The sequence below is a fragment of the Streptomyces sp. NPDC107528 genome (assembly GCF_055639295.1).
In genome coordinates, this window is the sequence record NZ_JBVKAV010000007.1 from 423977 (window position 1) to 447013 (window position 23037).

Annotated in this window: 20 protein-coding genes; 15 read left to right on the plus strand and 5 right to left on the minus strand. The window is 71.5% G+C overall.

Features of this window, described 5'->3' with window-relative positions; genetic code table 11:
* Positions 1 to 70: 70 nt before the first annotated feature.
* From ACZ7L5_RS24360 to ACZ7L5_RS24370, 3 genes are all read left to right on the plus strand, one after another.
* Positions 71 to 1588, plus strand: a complete 1518-nt coding sequence (locus ACZ7L5_RS24360; RefSeq protein WP_471518716.1) for a tetratricopeptide repeat protein — start codon at positions 71 to 73, stop codon at positions 1586 to 1588.
* On the plus strand, positions 1585 to 3339 hold the full coding sequence (locus tag ACZ7L5_RS24365; RefSeq protein WP_471518717.1) for a nickel transporter: 1755 nt from the start codon (positions 1585 to 1587) through the stop codon (positions 3337 to 3339). The genes ACZ7L5_RS24360 and ACZ7L5_RS24365 overlap by 4 nt, the downstream gene beginning before the upstream one ends.
* A gap of 63 nt (positions 3340 to 3402) precedes the next feature.
* On the plus strand, positions 3403 to 5028 hold the full coding sequence (locus ACZ7L5_RS24370) for a serine/threonine-protein kinase (protein ID WP_471518718.1): 1626 nt from the start codon (positions 3403 to 3405) through the stop codon (positions 5026 to 5028).
* A 1-nt stretch (position 5029) separates the two neighbouring features.
* Here the strand turns inward: ACZ7L5_RS24370 and ACZ7L5_RS24375 are convergent, their stop codons facing one another.
* Positions 5030 to 5839, minus strand: coding sequence for an SGNH/GDSL hydrolase family protein (locus tag ACZ7L5_RS24375; RefSeq protein ID WP_471518719.1), 810 nt, complete (start codon positions 5837 to 5839; stop codon positions 5030 to 5032).
* 314 nt (positions 5840 to 6153) lie between these two features.
* Here ACZ7L5_RS24375 and ACZ7L5_RS24380 point away from each other — a divergent pair, with 314 nt between their 5' ends.
* From ACZ7L5_RS24380 to ACZ7L5_RS24410, 7 genes are all read left to right on the plus strand, one after another.
* On the plus strand, positions 6154 to 7362 hold the full coding sequence (locus ACZ7L5_RS24380; protein WP_471518720.1) for a S8 family peptidase: 1209 nt from the start codon (positions 6154 to 6156) through the stop codon (positions 7360 to 7362).
* Positions 7363 to 7495: 133 nt separating this feature from the next.
* Positions 7496 to 7921: a hypothetical protein gene (locus ACZ7L5_RS24385; RefSeq protein ID WP_362380938.1), complete on the plus strand. Its 426-nt coding sequence runs from the start codon at positions 7496 to 7498 to the stop codon at positions 7919 to 7921.
* A 1-nt stretch (position 7922) separates the two neighbouring features.
* Positions 7923 to 9020: a GNAT family N-acetyltransferase gene (locus ACZ7L5_RS24390; protein WP_471019148.1), complete on the plus strand. Its 1098-nt coding sequence runs from the start codon at positions 7923 to 7925 to the stop codon at positions 9018 to 9020.
* Positions 9021 to 9411: 391 nt separating this feature from the next.
* A complete protein-coding gene (locus ACZ7L5_RS24395; protein WP_471518721.1) occupies positions 9412 to 10275 on the plus strand; it encodes a glycosyltransferase family 2 protein in 864 nt (287 codons plus the stop codon).
* On the plus strand, positions 10272 to 11294 hold the full coding sequence (locus ACZ7L5_RS24400; protein ID WP_467478636.1) for a glycosyltransferase family 2 protein: 1023 nt from the start codon (positions 10272 to 10274) through the stop codon (positions 11292 to 11294). The genes ACZ7L5_RS24395 and ACZ7L5_RS24400 overlap by 4 nt, the downstream gene beginning before the upstream one ends.
* On the plus strand, positions 11291 to 12091 hold the full coding sequence (locus ACZ7L5_RS24405) for a polysaccharide deacetylase family protein (protein ID WP_471518722.1): 801 nt from the start codon (positions 11291 to 11293) through the stop codon (positions 12089 to 12091). Before ACZ7L5_RS24400 ends, ACZ7L5_RS24405 begins: the two co-directional genes overlap by 4 nt.
* A complete protein-coding gene (locus ACZ7L5_RS24410; RefSeq protein WP_471518723.1) occupies positions 12084 to 15956 on the plus strand; it encodes a lipopolysaccharide biosynthesis protein in 3873 nt (1290 codons plus the stop codon). Before ACZ7L5_RS24405 ends, ACZ7L5_RS24410 begins: the two co-directional genes overlap by 8 nt.
* Before the next feature lie 21 nt (positions 15957 to 15977).
* Here the strand turns inward: ACZ7L5_RS24410 and ACZ7L5_RS24415 are convergent, their stop codons facing one another.
* On the minus strand, positions 15978 to 17390 hold the full coding sequence (locus ACZ7L5_RS24415) for a GH39 family glycosyl hydrolase (protein WP_471518724.1): 1413 nt from the start codon (positions 17388 to 17390) through the stop codon (positions 15978 to 15980).
* A 178-nt stretch (positions 17391 to 17568) separates the two neighbouring features.
* Here ACZ7L5_RS24415 and ACZ7L5_RS24420 point away from each other — a divergent pair, with 178 nt between their 5' ends.
* A complete protein-coding gene (locus ACZ7L5_RS24420) occupies positions 17569 to 18663 on the plus strand; it encodes a DUF5925 domain-containing protein (RefSeq protein WP_363038928.1) in 1095 nt (364 codons plus the stop codon).
* Positions 18664 to 18686: 23 nt separating this feature from the next.
* The gene (locus tag ACZ7L5_RS24425; protein WP_363038930.1) at positions 18687 to 19457 is read left to right on the plus strand and encodes a DUF72 domain-containing protein; all 771 of its coding nucleotides are present in this window, start codon (positions 18687 to 18689) and stop codon (positions 19455 to 19457) included.
* A 121-nt stretch (positions 19458 to 19578) separates the two neighbouring features.
* Here the strand turns inward: ACZ7L5_RS24425 and ACZ7L5_RS24430 are convergent, their stop codons facing one another.
* Complete coding sequence (locus ACZ7L5_RS24430) at positions 19579 to 19947, minus strand: GntR family transcriptional regulator (protein ID WP_471518725.1); 369 nt, start codon at positions 19945 to 19947, stop codon at positions 19579 to 19581.
* Positions 19948 to 20018: 71 nt separating this feature from the next.
* Here ACZ7L5_RS24430 and ACZ7L5_RS24435 point away from each other — a divergent pair, with 71 nt between their 5' ends.
* On the plus strand, positions 20019 to 20948 hold the full coding sequence (locus ACZ7L5_RS24435; RefSeq protein ID WP_471518726.1) for a GNAT family N-acetyltransferase: 930 nt from the start codon (positions 20019 to 20021) through the stop codon (positions 20946 to 20948).
* The gene (locus ACZ7L5_RS24440; protein ID WP_471518727.1) at positions 20929 to 21432 is read left to right on the plus strand and encodes a ribonuclease FAU-1 family protein; all 504 of its coding nucleotides are present in this window, start codon (positions 20929 to 20931) and stop codon (positions 21430 to 21432) included. The genes ACZ7L5_RS24435 and ACZ7L5_RS24440 overlap by 20 nt, the downstream gene beginning before the upstream one ends.
* Here the strand turns inward: ACZ7L5_RS24440 and ACZ7L5_RS24445 are convergent.
* Complete coding sequence (locus ACZ7L5_RS24445) at positions 21429 to 22055, minus strand: class I SAM-dependent methyltransferase (protein ID WP_471518862.1); 627 nt, start codon at positions 22053 to 22055, stop codon at positions 21429 to 21431. The two genes, ACZ7L5_RS24440 and ACZ7L5_RS24445, sit on opposite strands and share 4 nt — an antisense overlap.
* Positions 22056 to 22204: 149 nt before the next feature.
* Here ACZ7L5_RS24445 and ACZ7L5_RS24450 point away from each other — a divergent pair, with 149 nt between their 5' ends.
* Positions 22205 to 22342, plus strand: coding sequence for a hypothetical protein (locus ACZ7L5_RS24450; protein ID WP_328882644.1), 138 nt, complete (start codon positions 22205 to 22207; stop codon positions 22340 to 22342).
* A gap of 27 nt (positions 22343 to 22369) precedes the next feature.
* On the opposite strand, the gene ACZ7L5_RS24455 is transcribed toward ACZ7L5_RS24450, so the two are convergent.
* Positions 22370 to 22831: a GNAT family N-acetyltransferase gene (locus tag ACZ7L5_RS24455; protein ID WP_471518728.1), complete on the minus strand. Its 462-nt coding sequence runs from the start codon at positions 22829 to 22831 to the stop codon at positions 22370 to 22372.
* Positions 22832 to 23037 lie beyond the last annotated feature (206 nt).

The window sequence follows — 23037 nt, forward strand, 5'->3', positions numbered from 1 at the left end:
CCCCCACGGCGCGGGCCGCGCCGCCGCACGCAGCAACCACCGTCGCAGGAAAGCCAACTGAGGAGAGGGCATGGCCCCGCGTACGAACGACAGCGCGCCGGAGAACGAGGAGCAGCGCGTGGCCGCCGTACGGCGGGCACGGCAGGCCTTCCAGCCCGTCCGGCGTTCGAGGACGAGGCCCGTTCAGGGGGAGGACGACAAGGGCCGGGGCGGCGGGGACGAGAACCGCAAAGCCGCCCTGCGCCGCGCCGCCGCAGCCGCACGCCGCAGCCGCACGCTCCACGTCGCCGGCTGCGCCACCCTGCTGGCCGTAGCACTCACCGCGGGCTCCATCGCCCTCGGCGCCGCCCGCGACAACACGAGCCAGAGCCTCACCCCGGCGGCGGCCGCGGTGTCGCCCGGCCTCCTCGCCACCGGCGACCTCGACTCAGGAATCTCCTCCCTCCAGGCCCACCTCCGCGACCAGCCGAAGGACGTCGGCAGCTGGGCCACCCTCGGCCTCGCCTACGTCGAGCAGGCCCGCACGAAGGGCGACCCCTCCCGCTACCCGCAGGCAGAGCAGGCCTTCAAGCGCTCACTGGAGCTGGACCGCGACAACGACCAGGCCCTGGCCGGCCGGGCCGCCCTCGCCGCCGCCCGCCACGACTTCGAGGACGCCCTGAAGTACGCCGACCGGGCCCTGAAGATCAACCCCTACAGCGAACGCGCCCTGTGCACCCGCATCGACGCCCTCGTCGAACTCGGCCGCTACACCGACGCCGCCGAGGCGGCCAACACCGCCGACGACCGCCGCCCGGGCGTCCCGGTCTTCACGCGGTACGCGTACGTGCACGAACTGCGCGGCGACGTCACCACGGCCCAGCGCGTGCTGCGGCAGGCACTCGCCTCCGCGGTGGCCCCCGGCGACATCGCCTTCGTCGCCACCCAGCTCGGCCAACTCGCCTGGAACCAGGGCGACTACGACACCGCCCTCACCCACTTCGCCCGCGCCCTCGCCGCCGACGAGAACTACGTCCCCGCGCTCGAAGGACGCGCCCGCGCACAGGCCGCGAGCGGTGACAGGGCCGGCGCGATCAAGGGACTGAAGGACGTCGTGTCCCGGTACCCGCTCCCGGGCCCGCTCGTCGAACTCGGCGAGCTGTACGAGGCGGCCGGCGACCGGACCGAGGCCGACGACCAGTACGCCCTCGTCGACGCCTGGACGGCCCTCGCCCGCGCCAACGGCGTGAACGCCGACCTCGACACCGCCCTCGCGGCGGCCGACCACGGCGACAAGGCGTCCGCCCTGCGCGCCGCCCGCGCCGAATGGAACCGCCGCCACACCGTGCACACCGCGGACGCCCTCGCCTGGGCACTGCACGTCAACGGCAAGGACGAGGAAGCCCTGCCCTACGCCCGCAGGGCCACGGCCACCGGCTACCGCAGCGCCGCGTTCCTGTACCACCGCGGGATCATCGAGCACGCCACGGGCAACGCGGACAACGCCCGCGAGCACCTCCGGGCCGCGCTGAAGCTGAACCCCGGCTTCTCGCCGCTGGGCGCCAAGGAAGCCCGTACGGCCCTCAAGGACCCGGAGGCGGCCAAGTGACCCTCCGTCGTCCGCTCGCCTCCTGCGCCGCCGTCCTCATGGCGGCCTGCGCGCTCGCGCTGTTCTCCGCCCCTCCCGCGAGCGCGCACCCCCTCGGCAACTTCACCGTCAACCGCTACGACGGTCTCGTCGCCGCCCCCGGCGAACTGCGCGTCCATCACGTCGAGGACCTCGCCGAGATCCCGGCGACGCAGGCCGAGCCGGACATCGAGAAAGCGGGCATGTCGGCATGGGCCCGGCAGCGGTGCTTGGACGCCGCGCGGGGCAGCGCGGTCACCGTGGACGGCCGTTCGGTCGGACTCGCGCTGAACGGCAGCCACGCGCGCGTGCGGCCCGGTCAGGCGGGGCTCGACACCCTGCGCGTCGAGTGCCGGCTGACGGCGCCGCTCCCCGAGAACGCCGGCGATGCCGCGATCGACCTCGGCTTCCGCGGCGCGGGCACGGGATCCGGCCCCGGCTGGCGGGAGGTCACGGCGCGCGGCGACCGTATGACGCTCACCGCCTCGGACGTGCCGAAGGAGTCGATCTCCCGTGAACTGACCGCGTACCCACAGGAGTTGCTCTCCTCCCCGGCCGACACCAAGGCCGCGTCCCTGCGGGTGCGCCCCGGCGGACCGGCCCTCGCCGAGGCGGAGCAGAACGCCCCCGCAGCCTCCGTCCTGCCGCGCGGCGCCGACCGCTGGACGCGCGCCCTGGACGGCCTGGTCTCCCGCCAGGACCTGACCGTCGGCTTCGCCGCCCTCGCCCTGCTCCTCGCGATCTTCCTCGGCGCGATGCACGCGCTCGCGCCGGGCCACGGCAAGACCCTGATGGCAGCGGTGGCGGCGGCCCGCGGCGGCCGGGCCCGGATGAAGGACGTCCTGCCGCTGGCCGCCTCGGTGACGGTCACGCACACCCTGGGCGTGGTCGCCCTCGGCCTCCTGGTCACCGCCGGTTCGGCGGCGGCCCCCTCGGTCATCACCTGGCTGGGCATCGCGAGCGGCGCCCTGGTGATCGCGGCGGGCGCGACACTCGTACGCCGGGCCTGGCACTTCCGCGGCCACGGCCGCCCCGACACGCACGGGCACGAACACACGCACGACCCTGGCCATGGCCATCCCCACGGGCACGAGCACGACGACCACACCCACCCGCACGATCACACCGACGGACACGAGCACACCCATGAGGCCGGCCACACCCACAAGCGCCAACCGGTCCTGGTCGCCGCCAACGCCCACACCGCTCCAGCGACATCCACCCCCACGCACGGCCACGCCCATGCGCACGCCCCCGCCGGCCACTCCCACCAGCACGGACACGACCACGACCACGGACACGACCACTCCCACACGCACGGGCACCCCCGCGCCCGCGGCCTCCTCACCCACACCCACGGCGGCTTCACCCACACCCACTCCACCGCCCCCACCCTCCGCGGCACGATCCTGCTCGGATTCGCCGGCGGGCTCGTGCCCAGCCCCTCCGCGGTGGTGGTGCTCGTCGGCGCGGCCGCGCTCGGGAAGGCCTGGTTCGGGCTGCTGCTCGTCATCGCGTACGGCGTCGGGCTCGCGCTCACCCTCACCGCGGCCGGGTTCGCCGTCGTGAGGCTGGGTACGGGAGTGACGCGGGTGCTGGACAGGCAGCCCCGCTGGATGGCGCACCCCCTGACGGTCTTCGTCCGCAGGACCGCTCCACTGGGATCCGCGGTGCTCGTCGTGCTGATCGGGGCCGGATTGGTTCTCCAGGGGGCGGCATCCGCACTCGGCTGAGCTACTTTTGTGGAGAAATCACGCGGAGTGCAGATTTCGCTCGGATGCGAATGGGGGACGCCCGTGTCCGAAGAACCGGGCAGTGAACGTCTGATCGCGGGCCGCTACCGCCTCCTCTCCCCGCTCGGCGAGGGCGGCATGGGCACCGTGTGGCGGGCCCGCGACGAACTGCTGCACCGCGAGGTCGCGGTCAAGGAGGTGCGTGCGCCGCACGGGCTGGCGGGCCCGGAGGTCGAGCGGATGTACGCCCGGCTGGAGCGCGAGGCGTGGGCCGCGGCGCGGGTCGCCAATCGCAATGTCGTCACGGTGTACGACGTGGCCACGCAGGACGGCCGGCCCTGGATCGTGATGGAGCTGGTCCGCGGCATCTCGCTGGCCGAGCTGCTGGACGCCGAGGGCCCGCTGAGCCCCCAGCGTGTGGCGCACATCGGCGCCGAGGTGCTGTCCGCGCTGCGGGCCGCGCACGAGGCCGGGGTGCTGCACCGGGACGTGAAGCCGGCGAACGTGCTGCTGTCGAACGACGGCCGGGTCGTCCTGACCGACTTCGGTATCGCCATGGTCGAGGGCAGCTCCGCGCTGACGATGACCGGCGAGGTCATCGGCTCCCCCGAGTTCCTCGCCCCGGAGCGGGCGCTGGGCCGCACGCCCGGCCCTGAGTCGGACCTGTGGTCCCTCGGCGTCCTGCTCTACGCGGCCGTGGAGGGCAACTCCCCGTTCCGCCAGACCACCCCGCTCAGCACCCTGCGCGCGATCGTCGACGAGGAGCTGCCCCCGCCCCGCCGGGCCGGACCGCTCGCCCCCGTCATCGAGGGACTGCTGCGCAAGGACCCGGCCGAGCGGCTGCCGGCCGACCGGGCCGAACAGGACCTGCGGGTCATCGGCGCGGGAGGGACGCCGCGCGCGGACGCCGTCCAGGGGGTTCCTTACAGCCCGCCCATCGCGGCCCACCGGACTCCGCCGCGGACCGGACCCACGGCCCCCGTCCCACCGCCCGGACCCACCCGGCCCACACCGGCCGCCGCTTCCGCTCACGACACCGCTCCCGTCCGCCCCGAGCGGCGTCGCCGCGCCGCTCTCGTGCTGATCGCGGGCATCGCCGCCGTCGCACTGGCCGTGGCAGGGCTGACGTACGCCCTTCTCAACCGCGGGGGCGACGGCGGCGGGGACGCGGGCGGGCAGGAGACCACCACCCAGACGGGCGAGGGGACTACGCCGACCGAGACGGACGACGAGAACGCGACCGACGGGGGCCAGAGCCCGACGCCCAGTCCGAGCAGCAGTCGTACGACTCCGGCGCCGCAGTCCGTGAAGGTGACGCTGGCGGGCGCCAACACCGAGTACTCCGGGTCCTGTCCGCCGCCGGACGGCCGGGCGCCCGCCTTCACGGCGACGTTCACGGTGGGGCGGCTGCCCGCGCAGGTCAGCTATCGCTGGGTGTCGCGGGACGGCGAGGTCATGGACCAGGGCTGGAAGACCCTGTCCTTCCCGGAGGGCGGGGGGCGGACCAAGCAGGACAGGGCCTTCGTGACGACGTACGACGACAGCGGAACATTCGAGAACGAGATCAGTGTCGAGGTCCGCGACCCGGTGGAGACGAAGTCCAACTCGGTGCCGTTCTCGGTGACCTGTGAGACGGAGACCCCGACGGACGGGGTCTCGCAGACGCCTACCGGATCGCCCGGCTCCTAGTTCAGGCCGCGGCGTTCAGAACCGGCAGATAACCACCCGACTGGCCCGCGGCCGTCGGGTGGTACGACTCCGGGATGTTGAGCCAGTTCACGGAGTGCATCCATGAACTGCCGGAGCAGAGCTCGTGCCCGGTGAAGGTGGGCCGTACGTCGCCGAAGGTGAACCCGTGGTCCAGGGCGCGCTTCTCGGTGGCGGCGTTGATGTAGTCGGCGGCGCCGTTGAGCGCCTTGCGCTTGGTCTCGGAGAGGCCGATGCAGCCCGACGCGCTCAGCTTGTAGAAGCGGGGGTAGCCGAGCACGACCACATGGGCGGACGGGGCCTTGGTCCGGATGGCCGTGTAGACGTTGTCGAGCCTGCCGGGCAGCGTCGAGTCGACGAACGCCTTCGCGGTGTTGATGCGTGAGACACAGGCGCTGTCACCCTGCAGCACACAGGTCGTCATGATGTCCGCGAAGCCTGCGTCGTTGCCGCCGATGGAGATGGACACGAGTGCGGTGGCGGAGCTGAGGGGGCCGAGCTGACTGGCCGTGACATCACCCGTTTGAGCGCCCGAGCACGCCGTGAAGTCGAACGACGAGGGTGAGTTCGCGGCGGCCCAGAGGTACGGGTACGCCTTCGTGCTGCGCTTGCAGTCGCCGCTGGAGCCGATGTAGCTCCCCGCGCCGAGGCCCGAGGAGTAGGAGTCGCCGAGGGCCACATAGCCGCCTGCGGCGGCGCTGTCTGCGGCCTGCGCCGTCGCAGCCCCGGTGAGGGCGGTGCCGACGGCGAGGAGGAGTGAGGCGACGTATACGGAAAGTCGGGAACGTCTCATGGAACCTCCCTATAGCAGGATCTCTGCTTTAACCGTCGTACCAACTACGCGTGTTGACGGGAAGTGTCCATGCCAAGACTTTCCCGGACATCACGACTTCCTCCCTGTGCGTTCGCCATGTGGTGCATTTCGTGTGCATGACAGCATTGTTGACAGGTCGTCAACTCCCTTGTCCGCCACCTCGGGACCACAGATCCTTTACCTCGGCTCGGGAACGGGAACGCAACGTCCCAGGGCCGTGCGTGCGACAGCGCACGCACCCCCCACATGTGCGCGCACCACCTGCGCACCGCCTTGAGGAGGACTCCCTCGTAATGGCACAACTGCGTAGCGACAAAATCCGGTTCGCCGCGATAACCGGCCTGGCGACCGCCGCCCTCGTCGGCGGGCTCACCTCCCTCCCCGCCCAGGCCGCCCCGGCCGAGGGGAACGTCCTGGCCGCCGGCTCCCCCACGGCGATCAAGGACAGCTACATCGTCACGCTGAAGAAGAGCGCCGGCCTCAAGGCCTCCTCGGCCGCCGGCAAGGACCTGGTGAAGGAGTACGGCGGCTCGGTGAGCAAAACGTTCACCAAGGCGCTGAACGGCTACACCGCCGGCCTCTCCGCAACCGAGGCCAGACAACTCGCCGCCGACCCGGCCGTGGCGTCCGTCGAGCAGAACCAGCGCGTCCAGGTGGCCGACACCACGCAGACCGGCGCCCCCTGGGGCCTGGACCGCATCGACCAGTCCGCGCTTCCGCTCTCCGGCACCTACACCTACCCGGACAGCGCGGGCAGCGGCGTGACGGCGTACGTCATCGACACCGGTGTGCGCATCACCCACCAGCAGATCAGCGGCCGTGCCACTTACGGCTACGACGCGGTCGACGGCGACACCACCGCCTCCGACGGCAACGGCCACGGCACCCATGTGGCGACCACGATCGCGGGCTCGACCTACGGCGTCGCCAAGAAGGCGAAGATCGTGGCGGTGCGCGTGCTCGACAACGCGGGCTCCGGCACCACCGCCGGCGTCATCGCGGGCATCGACTGGGTGACCAACAACCACTCCGGCCCCTCGGTCGCCAACCTCTCGCTCGGCGGCGGCGCCTCCACCACGCTGGACACGGCCGTGCGCAACTCCATCGCCGGCGGAGTGACCTACGCCGTCGCGGCCGGCAACAGCAACGCCAACGCCTCCTCGTACTCCCCGGCCCGCGTGACCGAGGCGATCACCGTCGGCGCCACCACCAGCTCGGACGCCCGGGCCGGCTACTCCAACTACGGCTCGGTGCTGGACATCTTCGCCCCCGGCTCCTCCATCACGGCCGGCTGGTACACCAGCGACACCGCGACGAACACCATCTCCGGTACGTCCATGGCGACCCCGCACGTCGCGGGCGCGGCGGCGGTCTACCTGGCGAACCACACCTCGGCCACCCCGGCCTCGGTCGCCTCTGCCCTGACGGGCGGCGCCACCACCAACGTGGTCACCGGCCCGGGCGCCGGCTCGCCCAACCGGCTGCTGAAGCTCGTCCCGTAACAGCACACCCGTACGACCAGAACCACCCGTTCCCCGGAGACGCCCACCGTCTCCGGGGAACGTCTTGACGGCCCCCACGGAGCTGAGCGACATTGAAGCCCGGCATCCGGCGCTTCGGGGGGCAAAGTCGCCAATGCAGACCTTAAGTAGCAAGACAGGTGCGTCTCAGGACGCCGAGCGGGAGCGGTCAGGACCGGGGAGGGACCTGACACCGCTGCTCGCGGGCGCCGCGACGGCCGTGGGGGGACTCGGCGCGGTTCTCGCGCTCGTCGGCTCGCAGTCACCGCTGCGCGGCCCGTTCACGCTGTTCTTCCTGCTCGCGGCACCGGCCGTGGCGATCGCCGCGGCGCTGCGCGGACTGGAACCCTTCGGCAGGACCGTGGCCGCGGTTGCGGGCGCGGTCGTCGTCAACATGCTGGTGGCCCAGGGCATGCTGGCCGTGCACCGGTGGTCGGTCCGCGGCGGGATCGTGGCCGTGACCGCGATCAGCGCCTTCATTCTCCTGCTGGTTCTGGTGCGGCGACTGCGCGGCCGTACGACGCGAAGGCGGACTGACTGACGTGGACATCAGCGTGTACCGCCCCGGCGAGCTCAGCTCCGCCGACCGGGCGGCGTGGACATCGATGCAGTCCAAGGCCCATCTTCAGGGGTCGCCCGAACTGGCCAACCCCTTCCTCTCGCCCGAGTTCGCCCTCGCGGTCGGCCGCTGCCGGCGCGGGGTGCGGATCGCGGTCGTGCGGGAGGGCGGCGAGCCGGCGGCGTTCTTCCCGTTCCAGCGAACGGCGACCGGAGTCGGCCGGGCCATCGGGCTCGGCGTCTCGGACGCGCAGGGGGTGGTGCACCGGCCCGGGTTCACCTGGGACGCCCGGGAGCTGCTGAAGGCGTGCGGGCTCGCCGTATTCGAGTTCGACCACCTGGTGGGGGGCCAGGCGGCGTTCGAGGAGGCGGCGTCCGGCACGTTCCCGTCACCGGTCATGGACATCGACCAGGGGTACGAGGCGTATCTGAGCCAACTGCGCGAGCGGTCACCGAAGTTCACGAAGTCGACGCTCGCCAAGGAGCGCAAGCTGGGCCGGGATCACGACGGCGTGCGCTATGTGCACGACGAGCGCGATCCCGCGGCCCTGCGCACGCTGATGGCCTGGAAGTCCGCGCAGTACCGCAGGACCGGGCGCAGCGACCGGTTCGCGCACGAGTGGATCACCGGGCTGGTGGATCAGCTGTTCCACACCCGTTCCGAGCCGTTCGCGGGGATCCTGTCGGTGCTCTACGCGGGCGGCAAGCCGATCGCGGCGCACTTCGGGCTGCGCACCGAGAGGGTGCTGGCCTGCTGGTTCCCGGCGTACGATCCGGCGTTCTCGAAGTACTCCCCGGGGCTGGTCCTGCATCTGCGCATGGCCGAGGCGGCCGCCGCCGACGGCATCGCCCATCTCGACCTCGGCCGGGGCCAGAAGGAGTACAAGGACTCCCTGAAGACACGTGAGCTGCAGGTGTCGGAGGGGTGGGTGACCCGGCGTCACCCGGTCGCGTTCGGACACCGGGCACGCCGTGCCCCGGTCCGGGCGCTGCGCAACACCGTGCAGACCCGGCCGGAGCTGTTCGAACCGGCCGACCGGCTGCTGAAGAGCATGGGGAAGATCCGCTCGGGACGTCGGTGACGGTCAAGACAACCCGGCCGGTTACGGTCAAACCAACAAAAACGTGAGAGCTCGTTCCAGCTCTTGCCATACAGTCTCAATCATCAATACCGTCGTACATCTCACTCGCATCGGACTGTCACCAAGCGGTTCTAGGGGAGGGCTCAAGACCCGCGACAGTCCCGGCGCGAGGCGCGGTAGGGGGGTGCTCGGTGACGGTGTCCGCACTTGTGACCGAGTCGTGCCGCGCGACCGGCTGCCGATTATCGGTGGTCGGCCAGATATGCCAGCTCACCATGCGTGCCCGGAGATCCATTCGTCCGTGCCGTACGTGAGAACCCCCCTTTCGAACCGGACACAATGCCGGGCCGCCCAGGGGCGGGCGGTCCACCGGACGAGAGGGACCAGACTCATGAGTTCTTTTCTGCGCCCGGCGGTCGCGGACCAAGGTCCGTCAACTGTCGGCAAGTACCGGCCCGTCTCCACGCATCTGGCCATCGCACCACCGGTCAGCGTGGTGATCCCGGCCATGAACGAGGCGGAGAACCTTCCGTACGTCTTCAAGACACTGCCGGACTGGATACACGAAGTGGTCCTGGTCGACGGCAACTCCACCGACAACACCGTCGAGGTGGCCCGCGAGCTGTGGCCTGACGTCAAGGTCGTGCGGCAGCGGGGCAAGGGCAAGGGGGATGCCCTGATCACCGGGTTCGAGGCGGCCACCGGCGACATCATCGTGATGGTCGACGCGGACGGCTCGGCCGACGGCAACGAGATCCTGTCGTACGTCTCCGCCCTGGTCTCGGGCGCGGACTTCGCCAAGGGGTCCCGCTTCGCCAACGGCGGCGGCACCGACGACATGACGCCGATCCGCAAGCTCGGCAACTGGGCACTGTGCACGGCGGTCAACCGCAAGTTCGGCGCCCGCTACACCGACCTCTGCTACGGCTACAACGCGTTCTGGCGGCACTGCCTGGACAAGATCGACCTCGACTGCACCGGCTTCGAGGTGGAGACCCTGATGAACATCCGGGTCGTCAAGGCGGGCCTGAAAGTGCAGGAGATACCGAGCCACGAGTACCTCCGCATCCACGGCACGAGCAATCTGCGGGCCGTTCGCGACGGGCTGCGGGTGCTCAAGGTGATCCTCAAGGAGCGCTCCAACCGGCGTGCTCTGCGCCGCCGCACCGCCGCGGCGCACTCCCCGACGCTCGGCTCGGTGCCGTCGGTTCAGCCGGCGCACCCGGTTCACTCGGTCCGGGGAGAGGCGTCTTGAGCGGTCCCGACATCTCCGTCGTGATCTGCGTGTACACCGAGGACCGCTGGGAGGACATCCTCGCGGCGGTCTCCTCGGTGCGGGCGCAGTCGTATCCGGCCCTGGAGACGCTGCTGGTCGTCGACCACAACGAGGCGCTCCTGGACCGGCTGACCAAGGAGTACAAGGAAGCGACCGATGTGCGGGTGTTCGCCAACGCGGGCCCCCGTGGCCTGTCGGCGGGCCGCAACACCGGCATCGCCGCCTCGTACGGCGAGGTCATCGCGTTCCTCGACGACGACGCGGTGGCCGAGCGGGACTGGCTGAAGCACTTCGCGGCCGGGTACGCGGACCCGCGTGTCATGGCCGTCGGCGGGCGCACCGAGCCGATCTGGGCGTCGGGGCGACGCCCGGCCTGGTTTCCGGAGGAGTTCGACTGGGTGGTCGGCTGCACCTACCGCGGCCTGCCACGCGGGCTCGTGAAGGTGCGCAACGTCCTCGGTGGCAACGCCTCCTTCCGGCGTACGGCGTTCGACTTCGCGGGCGGCTTCGCCAGCGGCATCGGACGCGACGGCGACCGGCTGCCGCTGGGCTGCGAGGAGACGGAGCTGTGCATCCGCCTGACCCGGGCCAAGCCCGACGCGGTCCTGCTGATCGACGACCGGGCGGTGATCCATCACCGGGTGCCGGGGCCGCGGGAGCACTTCCGGTACTTCCGCACGCGTACCTATGCCGAGGGGCTGTCCAAGGCCCTGGTGGCTCGAAGTGTCGGCGCCGACAAGGGACTTGAGTCGGAGCGCCGGTACGCCACCCGGGTCCTGCCGGCCGGAGTCGCGCGCGGGCTGCGGGACGCCGTGCTGGCCCGACCGGGCGGTGCGGGGCGGGCCGGCGCGATCGTCGCCGGGGTGCTCACGGCCGCCGGTGGGTACGTGGTGGGGAGTGTCCGGGTCCGCCGGGGCGGCGTTACGTACTCGGTGGCGGGGACCGGAGCGGGAGCCGGCGGCGAGGGGGCAGCCGGCGCAGAGGGGGGCAGCAGATGACCGACACGCGCGTGCCGATCCTGATGTACCACGCCGTCTCCACCTCGCCGAACGACGCCACCCGCGAACTGTCGGTGGCGCCGGAGGCGTTCGCGGAGCAGATGGCGCTGATCGGCGACCTGGGCCTCACGCCCGTCAGGACCGCCGACCTCGCCGCGCGCTGGCGCTCGGGCAGGCCCTTGCCCGAGCGGCCGGTGCTGATCACCTTCGACGACGGCTACGAGGGCGTGCACCGGCACGCCCTGCCCGTGCTCGCCAAGCACGGCTTCGCGGCCACGGTGTTCGTCTCCACGGGCTGGCTGAAGGGCCCGCACGACATGGGCGGCGGCCTGGACACCATGCTCGACTGGGACCAGGTCCGCGAACTCGCCGGGGCGGACGTCGAGATCGGCGGCCACAGCCATACGCACCCCCAGCTCGACCAGCTCCCGGACGATCAGCTGCGCTCCGAGCTGATCCTGTGCAAGGAGATCATCTCGGACCGGCTGGGCAGCGTCCCGGCCTCGTTCGCCTACCCGTACGGCTACTCCAGCCGCCGGGTGCGCGAGGCGGTGCGCGAGACGGGGTACGAACAGGCGCTCGCCGTCAACAACGGTCTGGCGCGGCGCCGGCAGGGGCCGTACGCGCTCACCCGCCTGACCGTGCGCCGCACCACCTCGATCGAGGAGTTCGGGCGGATGGTCGAAGGCCGTGCGATCGCCCGCAGCTTCGCCAGGGACCGTGCCCTCACCAAGGGGTACGCCGTCGTCCGCAGAGCCCGACAGGTCCGCCGGAAGGCCATCCGTTCCCGTGTCTGACACGACGACCACCACCGAGCCCGCATCGACCGACGCGCCGGCGCCCGAGCAGTCGGGGCGCCGCCTTCGCCTGCCCGGCATGGGCGGGTCCTCAGGGGGCAGCCAGCTGTTCCGCAACGCCTACGCCCTGATGATCAACACCGGTGTCTCCGCGGTGCTGGGGCTCGGCTTCTGGCTGGCCGCCGCCCGCTACTACTCCGAGTCCGCGGTCGGCCAGGGTTCCGCCGCGATCGCCGCGATGAAGTTCCTCGCGGGTCTGACCGCGGTGACGCTGACGGGCGCGCTGGCCCGGTTCATCCCGGTCGCGGGACGTAAGTGCGGTCGCCTGATCTTCCGGACGTACGCGGGCAGTTGCGTGGTCGTGGCCCTGGCCGCGGGGGTCTTCCTGCTGACGCTGGACCTGTGGGGGCCGTCGTACCGGTTCCTGGGCGGGCCGGTCAACGGGCTGTTCTTCGTCGTGGCCGTCATCGCCTGGAACCTGCTCACGCTCCAGGACGGCGTGCTGACCGGGCTGCGCAGCGCGGTGTGGGTGCCGGTCGGCAACACCGTGTTCTCCGCGGTGAAACTGGCTCTGCTGGTGGCCTTCGCGGTGGCCATCCCGACCGCCGGTGTCTTCGTGTCGTGGGTCGCGGCGATCGCGGTGTCCGTACTGCCGCTGGGCTGGCTGGTGTTCCGGCGTCTGGTGCCGCGCCATGTGCAGGCCACCGAGGACCGCATCAGTCCCCCGTCCCTGAAGGAGATCGGGAAGTTCCTGGCCGGCGACTACACCGGCTCCCTGTTCTCCCTCGCCGTGGTCTATCTGATCCCGGTGATCGTGGCCGCGCAGGTCTCCGCCGAGGACAACGCGTACTTCTACATCACGGCCACCATCGGCGGCACGGTCAATCTGCTCGCCATCAACATGGGCGCCTCCCTCACGGTCGAGGGCTCGCACGACCCGGGGCGGCTGGCCGCCAACACCCGGGCCGCGCTGAAGCGCATGGCGCGGATCATGGTGCCGGTCGCCGCGATCCTGTTCTTCGGGGCGCCCTGGATCCTGGGCGTCTTCGGCCAGGGTTACGCGGACGCGGCCACGCCGCTGCTGCGCTGGTTCGCGGCCGGCGCGCTGCTGCGGGTCGTGATGGAGACGTACTTCGCCGTCCTGCGCGCGCAGAGCCGCACCGCCGGACTGGCCTGGCTGCAGGGCCTGCTGTGCGCCCTGGTGCTCGGTCTGACACTGCTGCTGCTCCCCCGCATGGGCCTGACCGGCGCCGGTGTCGCCGAGATCGTGTCCCTCGCGGTGATCGTCACGATCGCGGCGCCCAAGCTGTACAAGACGGTGCGGGCGACCTCGGCCGAGGTGCCCGCGGGTGCGGCGCCCGACGGTGATCTCGCCGACCTGGGGGCGCGCGAGGTGGCCGACGGGGCGCGCAAGCGGGGGCCGGGCTGGGCGCTCGACACCGACACGCTCGCCCTCGGCATCCACGTCGACTTCGACCACCTGGAACGCCGGCCCGACGTCCGCCCGGGGCCCGGTACGCCGCCCACGGGCACCCCGCCGGTACGCCCGGACCACCGCCCGACCTGGGCACGCAAGCCGGAAGTGGGGTTGCCGGTCGAGGAGCGGGAGCCCGGCTCGGAGGCATCGCTGGGGCCGGCCGAGGTGGACGCGCCGTTCGCCGAGACCGAGTTCGACCTGGACGCGAGCGACGCGGACGCGAGCGACGGTGCCGTACCGGAGGAGCGCGAGGAGGCTGCCGTACGGGAGGAGGCCGTCGTACGGCGGGAGTCAGCCGTACGGGAAGAGCCGCCCATGCACGAAGAGGCCGTACGACAGCCCGCGGCGCCCGCGCTCACCTGGCGTGAGCGGCTGCTGCCCACGCGCCTCGGGGTCGTCCTCGGCTGTCTGCTGGTCGCCGCACTGCTGCTGTACTGGGTGCCGGCGCTGCGGCTCGGCGAGAGCGACCTGGACAAGATGGGCGGGCTCGGGCTGATCTCCGTGCTGCCGCTGCCCACCCTGGTCGGGGCGGCGCTGCTGACGGTGGTGTTCGCCTCGCTGCTGTGGCTGGGCCGCGAGCACCGGGCGCTGCTGCTGATCACGCTGCTCGCGACGGTCGTGTCGCTGCACGCCCTGCCCGCTCTGATCGAGACCGAGCCGCGGTTCGCGACGGCCTGGCAGCACCTCGGCTTCCTCGACTACATCGACCGCACCGGGTCGGCGGTGCCCGACCTGGACGCGCGCTGGAGCTGGCCGGGCTTCTTCGCGGTGGCCGCGTTCGCCGCGAAGGCCTGCGGGGTCAGCGATCTGAGCGAGGTCATCCGCTGGTGGCCGCTGGCCGTCCAACTGCTGTACCTGGTTCCGATGTTCCTGCTCGTGCGCTCGATGCGGGCGAGCTGGCGCGCCAAGTGGACCGGCATCTGGATCTTCGTGCTCAGCGGCTGGGTGGGCCAGGACTACTTCTCGCCGCAGGGCTTCACGTATCTGCTGTACCTGGTGTTCGCGGCGATCCTGCTGGTCTGGTTCCGCGCGCCCCGCGTGATCTGGACGAAGCGGCGGCCCGGCGAGGTCGAGGTCGAGCCGACGGGCCGGCGGCAGCGGGCCGTGCTGCTGATGGTCGTGATCGGACTGTTCGCGGCGAGCGTGCCGGCCCACCAGCTCACGCCGTTCGTGATGCTGGGCGTGCTGACGGCACTCGTCCTGATCGGCAAGTCGGAACTGCGCGGTCTGCCGATCCTGTTCGGCGTCATGGTGACGGTCTGGATCGGCTTCCTGGCCGAGCCGTACTGGTCCGGGCACTTCGACGAGCTCTTCGGCGGGGTCGGCGGTGTGGGCAGCAATGTGTCGTCCTCCGTCTCCGGCCGCATCGAGGGCGGCAGTTCGACGCACAAGCTCGTCCTCTACACGCGTGTGCTGCTGGCCGGCGGTGTGATGGCCTTCGCCTGCTGGGGCTGGTGGCGGCGGCGCTTCCACAACTACCGGGAGCGTTCGCTGCTCGTCCTCACCTTCGTGCCGTTCCTGGGCTTCGGCATGCAGTCGTACGGCGGCGAGATGGCGCTGCGCGTCTTCATGTTCGCCCTGCCCGGCGCGGCCCTGCTGGCCGGACTCGCCCTGTTCCCGCGCACCGGCATCACCACGAAGGAGCGCGACAAGGACCGGGTGAGCCTCGCGCCGCTGGCCGCGCTCATGGCGGGCCTGGTGCTCATGGGCGGCTTCCTGGTGGCCCGCTGGGGCAACGAGCCGTTCGAGCGGATCCTGCCCGGCGAGGTCGCCGCCATGGAGTACGTGTACGCCCATGACGATCCGACGGTGCGGTTGCTGTGGCTGAGCAACGACCCGGTCAACGTCGTGACTCCGTCGATGCCGTGGGGCTCCCAGGACATGGAGAAGGTGGAGTACCTGCCCACGCTGGCGCCGACCGACCCGGTACTGGTGTCGGGACTGGTCAAGGCCCTCAAGGATGCGGGTCCGAACTCGTATCTGATGATCAACCGGGGTCAGGTCACCTATCTGCGGATGGACGTGGGCTATTCGGCGACCTGGGAGCCACGGCTGATCCAGAACCTGGACAAGCGGCAGGAGCTGAAGAAGGTCTTCGCCAACACAGACGTGACGATGTACGCGCTGCGCAAGCAGCCGGCCGGCGAGGCCCCGAAGGCCGATCCCGGTCCGATCGGGCCGCAGGTGACCTGGACGCCGTGGTCGGTGGTCGGAGGGCTCGCGGCGCTCGCGCTGATCGTGCTGCTGATGGCCCGCGAGATCGTCCGGGTGGCGATGGCGCCGAGCGTGCGGCAATTGCGCTGGCTGCAGAGCAGCTTCTGGTTCTCGCTGCCGCTGCTGGCGGTGCTGCTGGCCTCGCTGGTGCAGCGGTTCCTGACGATCAAGTGAGGAGCGTGACGGTCAAGTGGCTCAGCGCTTGAGCCACTTGACCTCGTACGCCTGCAGCTCGACCTTCTCGCCGTCGATCTTCGCGCTGGTCTGCCGGTCGAGGGTGTTCACGACGAGGGCCGTCCTGTCCGTGGCCAGGACCCGCACATCGGGCTTGTCCACGGATACCTTCTGGTACTCGGTGCCCGGCCGGAACTCCTTGCCGAAGCGGGCCACCAGGTCGTACATGGGCAGCTTCGCACCGCCGCCCGCGGTGTCGGTCGGCGTCCACAGGCAGCCGGCGCATTCGGTGCCGCGCTCCTCCTGTGGGTTCCAGTAGAAGGCGGAGGAGGCGCCGCCCTTGGCCAGCGCGATCATCCCGGTGGCCTGTACGGCGACCCGGCGGGCCTCGGACCAGTCCTTGCGGTCGTCGTTGCCGTCGGCGGGCTCGACGTAGTACTCGGCCCACCACAGCGGCAGATCGCCGGTCTGCCGGCGCACCCACTGGCTGACGGCCGTGAACTTGTCCGTGGCCGTGAACTCGTCGGGCAGCAGCTCGTCGTCCCGGGTGTAGCTGGAGCCGTCCACGACGACGAAGTCGGCGCCGGTCTTGTGCCGGTTCCAGTACTCGAAGGCGTCGATCGTGCGCTGGTCCATGGCGCCCCAGGAGCCCTTCAGCTCCGTCGACGCCTCCTGCGCGCGCGGGTCGACGCTGTCCATCACGAGGTACGGCCCGCCGACCATGATGTCGGGGTTGACCTTCTTCAGCGCCTTGTAGACCAGGTTGTAGAGCCGGGTGTAGCCCTCGTAGTCCCAGCGGGCCTCGGCATCGTTCCAGAAGCCCTTGAACTCGTTCCACACGATGAAGTGCCGTACGTCCGGATAGCGCTTGGCGACGGTCACCGCGAGCGCGGCGAAGTCCTCGAAGTGCCCGGGCTCGGGCGGCGTCTCCAGGGCGGCCTGGCTCCAGTTCGTGTTGTCGACGCCGGCCTTGCCGCCCTTCATCCAGTCGGGGGCGCAGCACAGGGTGACCACGGGGGTGCTGCCGGAGGCGCGGATGAAGTCGATACGGCGGTCCATCGCCTCGAAGTCGTAACGCCCCTCGACCGGCTCGGGATTGTCGGAGCCCCAGCCCATGATGTGCTGGATCTGCGGCAGTCCCCCGGCGTCGGCCAGCCGTCCCTCGACGCGCTTGACGGCGGCGGAGTCGCCTTCGTCGGCGCTGTACTGGGTGTGCGTGAACCCCCAGCCCACCTCCGGGTTCGTGGCGTCCGGCGTGGCGGTCGGGTTGCCGTGCACCTTGTCGCCGTCGCGTGAGGTGCCGTCGGTGTTCACACCGTTGCCCGGGAGCGTGTTGAGGAGCGTCACCACCAGTGCCAGAGCCGCCGCGCCCACCCCTAGCAGCGCGGTGAGCCGCCACCGCCCTGCCCCCGAATTCCACCCATGACGTCCCATCAAGGACAACGGTAACGGCGGCGGCATCCGCGCGGGCAGGTTTCGGCAGTGCACGGTCCTGTAACAGGGTGGAGAGGGTGCGCCGGGAGCGTCGGCACGGGTGGCGGGCATCGTCCGTTGGCGGGGTGTGGCGCGGAAACCGGGTGCACGGGCCCGCCGCTTGACGGATCATGGCCGCATGTCTGCGAACCCACACGACGCTCTGCCGATCCGGCTCAACGTCGACGACAGCGACTCGCCGTCCGACGTCGTCGACGCGCTGTTCCTCGGCCGCTTCGCGACGGGCGAGCAGCCGTACTCGCACGCGGCGAACATCGACCGCGTACGGTCCGGGGTGACGCTCCTGCCGCCGGGCGCCCGTGTGCTGCGCACCGCCCGCGACGACGACCGCAGCGCGACGCTGGCGGAGGGCGACGGCTGGACCGTGCTGATCTCCCGCTGGAACCGGGGCGCCGACGTCACCGTGACGGCGACCAGCGAGGAACTGGCGGAGCGCGTCCTGGGCGAGGCGACGGACGGCGCGGCGGACGAGCCCGAACCGCAGCCGGAGAACGTCACCATGGGCTTCTGGTACGTCTCCCCCAGGCGCGGCCCGCACCGCACGACCCGGCAGATCTCGGCGGGCACGTGGGACGAGGTGCGGCCCAACTACACCGCGCCGGTGGCGGACGCGATGGACCGCCTGATGAAGACGACCCCGGAGGACATCGCCGGCCGGCTGCTCCTGCTGCACGGCCCGCCGGGCACGGGCAAGACGTCGGCGCTGCGGACGCTGGCCCGCTCCTGGCGGGACTGGTGCCAGGTCGACTGCGTCCTGGACCCGGAGCGGCTGTTCAGTGACGTCGGCTATCTGATGGACATCGCGATCGGCGAGGACGACTCGACCGGCAAGGGCCGCTGGCGGCTGCTGCTCCTGGAGGACTGCGACGAGCTGATCCGCGGCGAGGCGAAGCACACGGCGGGCCAGGCGCTGTCGCGGCTGCTGAACCTGACGGACGGCCTGCTGGGCCAGGGCCGTAACGTCCTGGTCGGGGTCACCACCAACGAGGACCTGGAGCGCCTGCACCCCGCCGTCGTCCGCCCCGGCCGCTGTCTCGCCCGCATCGAGGTGGGTCCGCTGACGCGCGGTGAGGCGACCACCTGGCTGGGCACGGAGGAGGGCGTCGGCCGTGAGGGCGCCACGCTGGCGGAGCTGTACGCGCTGAAGCGGGGCACGTCCCCGACGTCGCTGCCGGACCCGCGGGACGGGGCGGACGCGGGGCTGTACCTCTAGCCTTCCGGTGCTTTGATGGACGTATGACCCTGTTCGTCGGGACGTCGGGGTGGCAGTACCGGGACTGGCGGGGTGCCCTCTACCCCGCCGATGTGCCCATGCGGCTGTGGCTGGAGGAGTACACGCGGCACTTCGCCACGGTGGAGATCAACAACGCCTTCTACCGGCTGCCCACGCGGGAGAACTTCGAGGTCTGGCGTGACCGGGTGCCGGGGGACTTCGTGGTCGGGGTGAAGGCGAGCCGCTATCTCACCCACATCAAGCGCCTCAGGGATCCCGAGGAGCCGGTCCACCGCCTGATGTCCCATGCGGCGGGCCTGGGCGACCGCCTGGGACCGGTCCTCCTCCAACTCCCGCCGACCCTGCGCGCCGACCCCGGCCTCCTCGACGCCTGCCTGGCCTGCTTCCCGTCCGGGACCCGGATCGCGGTCGAGCCCCGCCACGAGTCCTGGTGGACCGCCGGCACCCGCAAGGTGCTGGAGTCCCGGGGTGCCGCCCTGTGCTGGGCCGACGTACAGGCCCGCCCGGTCACCCCCCTGTGGCGCACCGCCGACTGGGGCTACGTCCGCTTCCACGAGGGCCGGGCCCACCCCTGGCCCCGCTATGGCCGGCGCTCCCTGGAGACCTGGGTCGACCGCATCGCTACCACCTGGTCCGACGCCGAGGACATGTACGCGTACTTCAACAACGACCCCGGCGCGGCGGCGGTGGCGGACGCGGTGGCCTTCGGGCGCGCGGCGACGCGGGCGGGGCTGACGGTGACGCGAACGCCGGAGTTCGCGGCACGTCGCTGACCAGCGGGGCGGGAAGAGGCGCGGGGCGGTGCTCGATGTGCGGCTCCGCCGCGTGGGCGCGACCAGCCACGACGGCGCCGCAGCCGACCACCCGCCCGCCTCGGCACCTCCGGCGGAGCGCTCAGCCCCTGTAGGCCGCCCGCAGGGCATCCCGCACCGCGGCCAGCGCATCCGCCTCCGTCAGCCCAAGCCGACGAGCACGCTCGACGTACGCCTGGGCGGCCGTCGCAAGCTCCCGTTCCGCGGCGGAGCCCGCCGCGGCCACGAACGTGCCGTTGCGCCCCCGCGTCTCGATCACCCCGTCGCTCTCCAGGGCGCGGTAGGCCTTGGCGACCGTGTTGGCCGCCAGGCCAAGGGACTCCGCCAGCCCCCGCACGGTCGGCAGCCGGTACCCCACCGGCAGCACCCCCGAGCGCGCCTGCTCCGAGATCTGCGCCCGCACCTGCTCGTACGGCGCGGCACTGTCGTCGATGTGGATCTTCAATGTCACAGGCCGATTGTCCCGTACCCGCCGGAAAATGAGAGGCACTCCGGCACATCGCCCGCGTAGCGTGCGGCCACATGACCGTCTCCGTCCGCGATCTGCGTCCCGAAGTCCGTGCCGACGTCGAGGGATTCGTCAATGTCTGGCACCGCGCTCTCCCGTATCTCGTAGTGACCCCGGAGGCCGTCGTCCACGGCGCCACCCGTGCCCACCCCGACGCCCATGCGCGGCCTCTCCTCGCCGAGGAGAACGGCGAGATCATCGGTACGGCCCAGGTGGGCATCGCCCACGACAGCCCGGAGCCCGGGCAGGGCTTCGTCAACGTGTACGTGCACCCGGAGCGCACGCGCCGCGGCGCCGGCGCGCTCCTGCTGCGCACCGCCGAGGAACACCTGGCCGCCGTGGGTGCGACCGCCCTGTTCGCCTGGGTGCTCGACGAGCCGGACAACCGCGCCTTCGCCGAACGGCACGGCTATCGCGCGAGCCGCTGCGCGCACTTCCTGCGCCTCGACCTGGCGAACGGCACGCTGCCCCCGCTCCAGGCGCTCCCACCCGGCGTCGAACTGCGCACGGCCGCCGACTTCGCGGACGACCCGCGTCCGCTGTTCGAACTGGACGCGGAGACGACGCTGGACGAACCCGGTGACGTCGACACCGAGTTCACGGACTACGAGGCCTGGCTGGAGGAGACCTGGCGGCATCCGCTGAACAGCCACGAGCTGACCTCGGTGGTCCTCGTCGACGGCCGGCCCGCCGCCTTCAGCGCCGCCCGCACGGACGGCGCCACCCGCTACGGCACCACCATGACCGGCAGCGCCCGCGCCTTCCGCGGCCGTGGCCTGGCCAAGCTGGCCAAGAACGACTCGCTGCATCGCGCCCGCGCCGCCGGGTACACGGAGGCGTTCACGGGCAACGACGCCGGCAACGGCGCGATGCTCGCGATCAACAAGTGGTTCGGTTACGAGGTCTGCGCGACGGAGGTGCGCCATGTCCGTGAACTCGGCTGAGCAGGGACGCCCGCTGGACGTGGTCCTCGTCAAGGGCGGCCGTACGAAGATCCGTTACGAGGCCGAGCTGGTCGCCGACGACGGCACCCGCATCGCGGTCCGGGCTCCCTGGGCCGGCGTCGGGGTCCGCGACTTCGGCTTCGTCCGCTTCGAGCCGGGCGACGTCTTCACGGAGTACTACTGGCGCGACCGCTGGTACGCCGTGAAGGAGGTCCGGGACGCCTCGGGTGCCCTCAAGGGCTGGTACTGCGACATCACCCGCCCGGCCACGCTGTCCGGCACCGAGCTGGTCGTCGAGGACCTCGACCTGGACCTGTGGCGGTCCGCGGACGGCACGGACGTACGCCGCCTGGACGAGGACGAGTTCGCCGAGAGCGGTCTGGCGCAGACGGACCCCGAGGCGGCAGCGGCGGCCGTGGCGGCCCTGGACGAACTGGAGGCGTTCGCCACCGTCGAGGGCGGTCTGGAGTCCCTGCTGGCCTAGGCCGTCGCCACCACGGCGTACCGCTCGTCGTCCACGGGCTTTCCCCACAGCAGCTCGTCGTCCGACAGACGCTCCACGCGCACGTGGCCGACGAACGGGGCGAGCAGCGCGGTGAGCCGGTCCGCCGTCAGGCCCACGGCGTCGACGGTCCCCCACACGCCCTCGACCAGTACGAACCGCCCTCCCGGGCGCAGCAGTCCGCGCCAGTGCCGCAGGTCCCGGCCCGGGTCGGGCAGCGCCCACAGGAGGTGCCGTACGAGCACGACGTCGAACCGCTCCTCACCCACCGGCGGCGCCGCGGCGTCACCGACGAGGAACACCGCGTCACGCCCGGCCAGCTTGGCGCGGGCCAGGTCCACCATCACCGGTGACCGGTCCACCCCAGTGACCCGGTGTCCCTGTTCGGCGGCGAGGAGCGACAGGCTGCCGGTGCCGCAGCCGAGGTCGAGGACGTCGGACGCCCGCTCGGGCAGCCAGGATCCCAGCCGGAAGGCCCAGGCCCGGCGCACCTCGGGGTCGCGCAGGCCGTGGTCCGGCTCGTCGTCGAAGGAGGCGGCTGCTGCGTCCCAGTCCGTGTCCCTGTCCGGGTCCGCCCCTGTGATGGCCTGTTCACCGTTCGTCATGTCGGTCATACGGCCAAGAGTGACACCCGCCACTGACAGTCGAATCGTGACAGCGGCCACTGACAGGACCAGCGGCGATGAGGAACTCTCCCCGCACGGGTCTACCCCCTTGAGAACGAGGAACTCGGTGGACCCTGAAGGAGGCAGCCATGCGCCGTGTGACCGTGCAGAAGCCCCTGAAGAGGACGACGGACGCCCGCCGGATCCGTGAGGAGGCCGACGAGCGCCCCTCGGGACGACCCGAGGTCCGCAAGGACATCGCGCGCACCTGGTGGCCGGACGGCTGAAACGCCCCGACGGCCCTCTCAGACACGTCAGTCGAGCCGCTTGCGGTAGTGGATGCGGTCGTACGGCCCGTCCACGCGACGCTCGACGATCTCGTAGCCGTACTTCGGGTAGATCTTCTGGTTCTCCCACATCAACGCGTGCGTGTAGAGCCTGACCTCGGGCAGACCCAGCGCACGCGCGTGTGCGTCCACGAAGTGAAGCAGCCGTCGCCCCACGCCCTGCCCTTGGGCGTCGGGGTGGACGGCGATGTTGTCGAGGTACAGGTGGTCTTCGTACGCCTCGACCACGACGAGCCCGACCACGCGCCCCGTGCCGGGCTGCTCCGCGACGAACACCTTCCCCTCGGCCACGTTGGCCGCGTGGTCACGCTCCATGGGCTGCGGGACCCTGCCGATCCGCTCGATGTAGTGGTGGTAGGCGGCGTCGGTCACGGCTCTGACGGCGGGCACGTCGGCGGTGACGGCGGGCCGGATCCCCTCATCGGTCATGCCGGGAACGGTACCTACCTGATCTCCGCCTGAGCAGTCCCTCAGGGCCGCACGTCCATGTGCGGCTTCTCATCTCGTGGGGTGTCAAGCGGGAGCAGGCGTTGCGGGCGCTGGCGGGTCGGGTGGATCCGTGTCCGCACTGCCGTCGGGACACCGCGCTCGGCTTTGTGGACTGCGATGTGCAGGATTGCGTGCGGCACTGTTCG

Coding starts and splice junctions, on each gene's coding strand:
- ACZ7L5_RS24455 (WP_471518728.1), bottom strand. CDS start 22,831: ATGACCGATGAGGGGATCCGGCCCGCCGTCACCGCCGACGTGCCCGCC.
- ACZ7L5_RS24395 (WP_471518721.1), top strand. CDS start 9,412: ATGAGTTCTTTTCTGCGCCCGGCGGTCGCGGACCAAGGTCCGTCAACT.
- ACZ7L5_RS24450 (WP_328882644.1), top strand. CDS start 22,205: ATGCGCCGTGTGACCGTGCAGAAGCCCCTGAAGAGGACGACGGACGCC.
- ACZ7L5_RS24420 (WP_363038928.1), top strand. CDS start 17,569: ATGTCTGCGAACCCACACGACGCTCTGCCGATCCGGCTCAACGTCGAC.
- ACZ7L5_RS24380 (WP_471518720.1), top strand. CDS start 6,154: ATGGCACAACTGCGTAGCGACAAAATCCGGTTCGCCGCGATAACCGGC.
- ACZ7L5_RS24375 (WP_471518719.1), bottom strand. CDS start 5,839: ATGAGACGTTCCCGACTTTCCGTATACGTCGCCTCACTCCTCCTCGCC.
- ACZ7L5_RS24415 (WP_471518724.1), bottom strand. CDS start 17,390: ATGGGACGTCATGGGTGGAATTCGGGGGCAGGGCGGTGGCGGCTCACC.
- ACZ7L5_RS24440 (WP_471518727.1), top strand. CDS start 20,929: ATGTCCGTGAACTCGGCTGAGCAGGGACGCCCGCTGGACGTGGTCCTC.
- ACZ7L5_RS24385 (WP_362380938.1), top strand. CDS start 7,496: ATGCAGACCTTAAGTAGCAAGACAGGTGCGTCTCAGGACGCCGAGCGG.
- ACZ7L5_RS24445 (WP_471518862.1), bottom strand. CDS start 22,055: ATGACGAACGGTGAACAGGCCATCACAGGGGCGGACCCGGACAGGGAC.
- ACZ7L5_RS24435 (WP_471518726.1), top strand. CDS start 20,019: ATGACCGTCTCCGTCCGCGATCTGCGTCCCGAAGTCCGTGCCGACGTC.
- ACZ7L5_RS24425 (WP_363038930.1), top strand. CDS start 18,687: ATGACCCTGTTCGTCGGGACGTCGGGGTGGCAGTACCGGGACTGGCGG.
- ACZ7L5_RS24405 (WP_471518722.1), top strand. CDS start 11,291: ATGACCGACACGCGCGTGCCGATCCTGATGTACCACGCCGTCTCCACC.
- ACZ7L5_RS24360 (WP_471518716.1), top strand. CDS start 71: ATGGCCCCGCGTACGAACGACAGCGCGCCGGAGAACGAGGAGCAGCGC.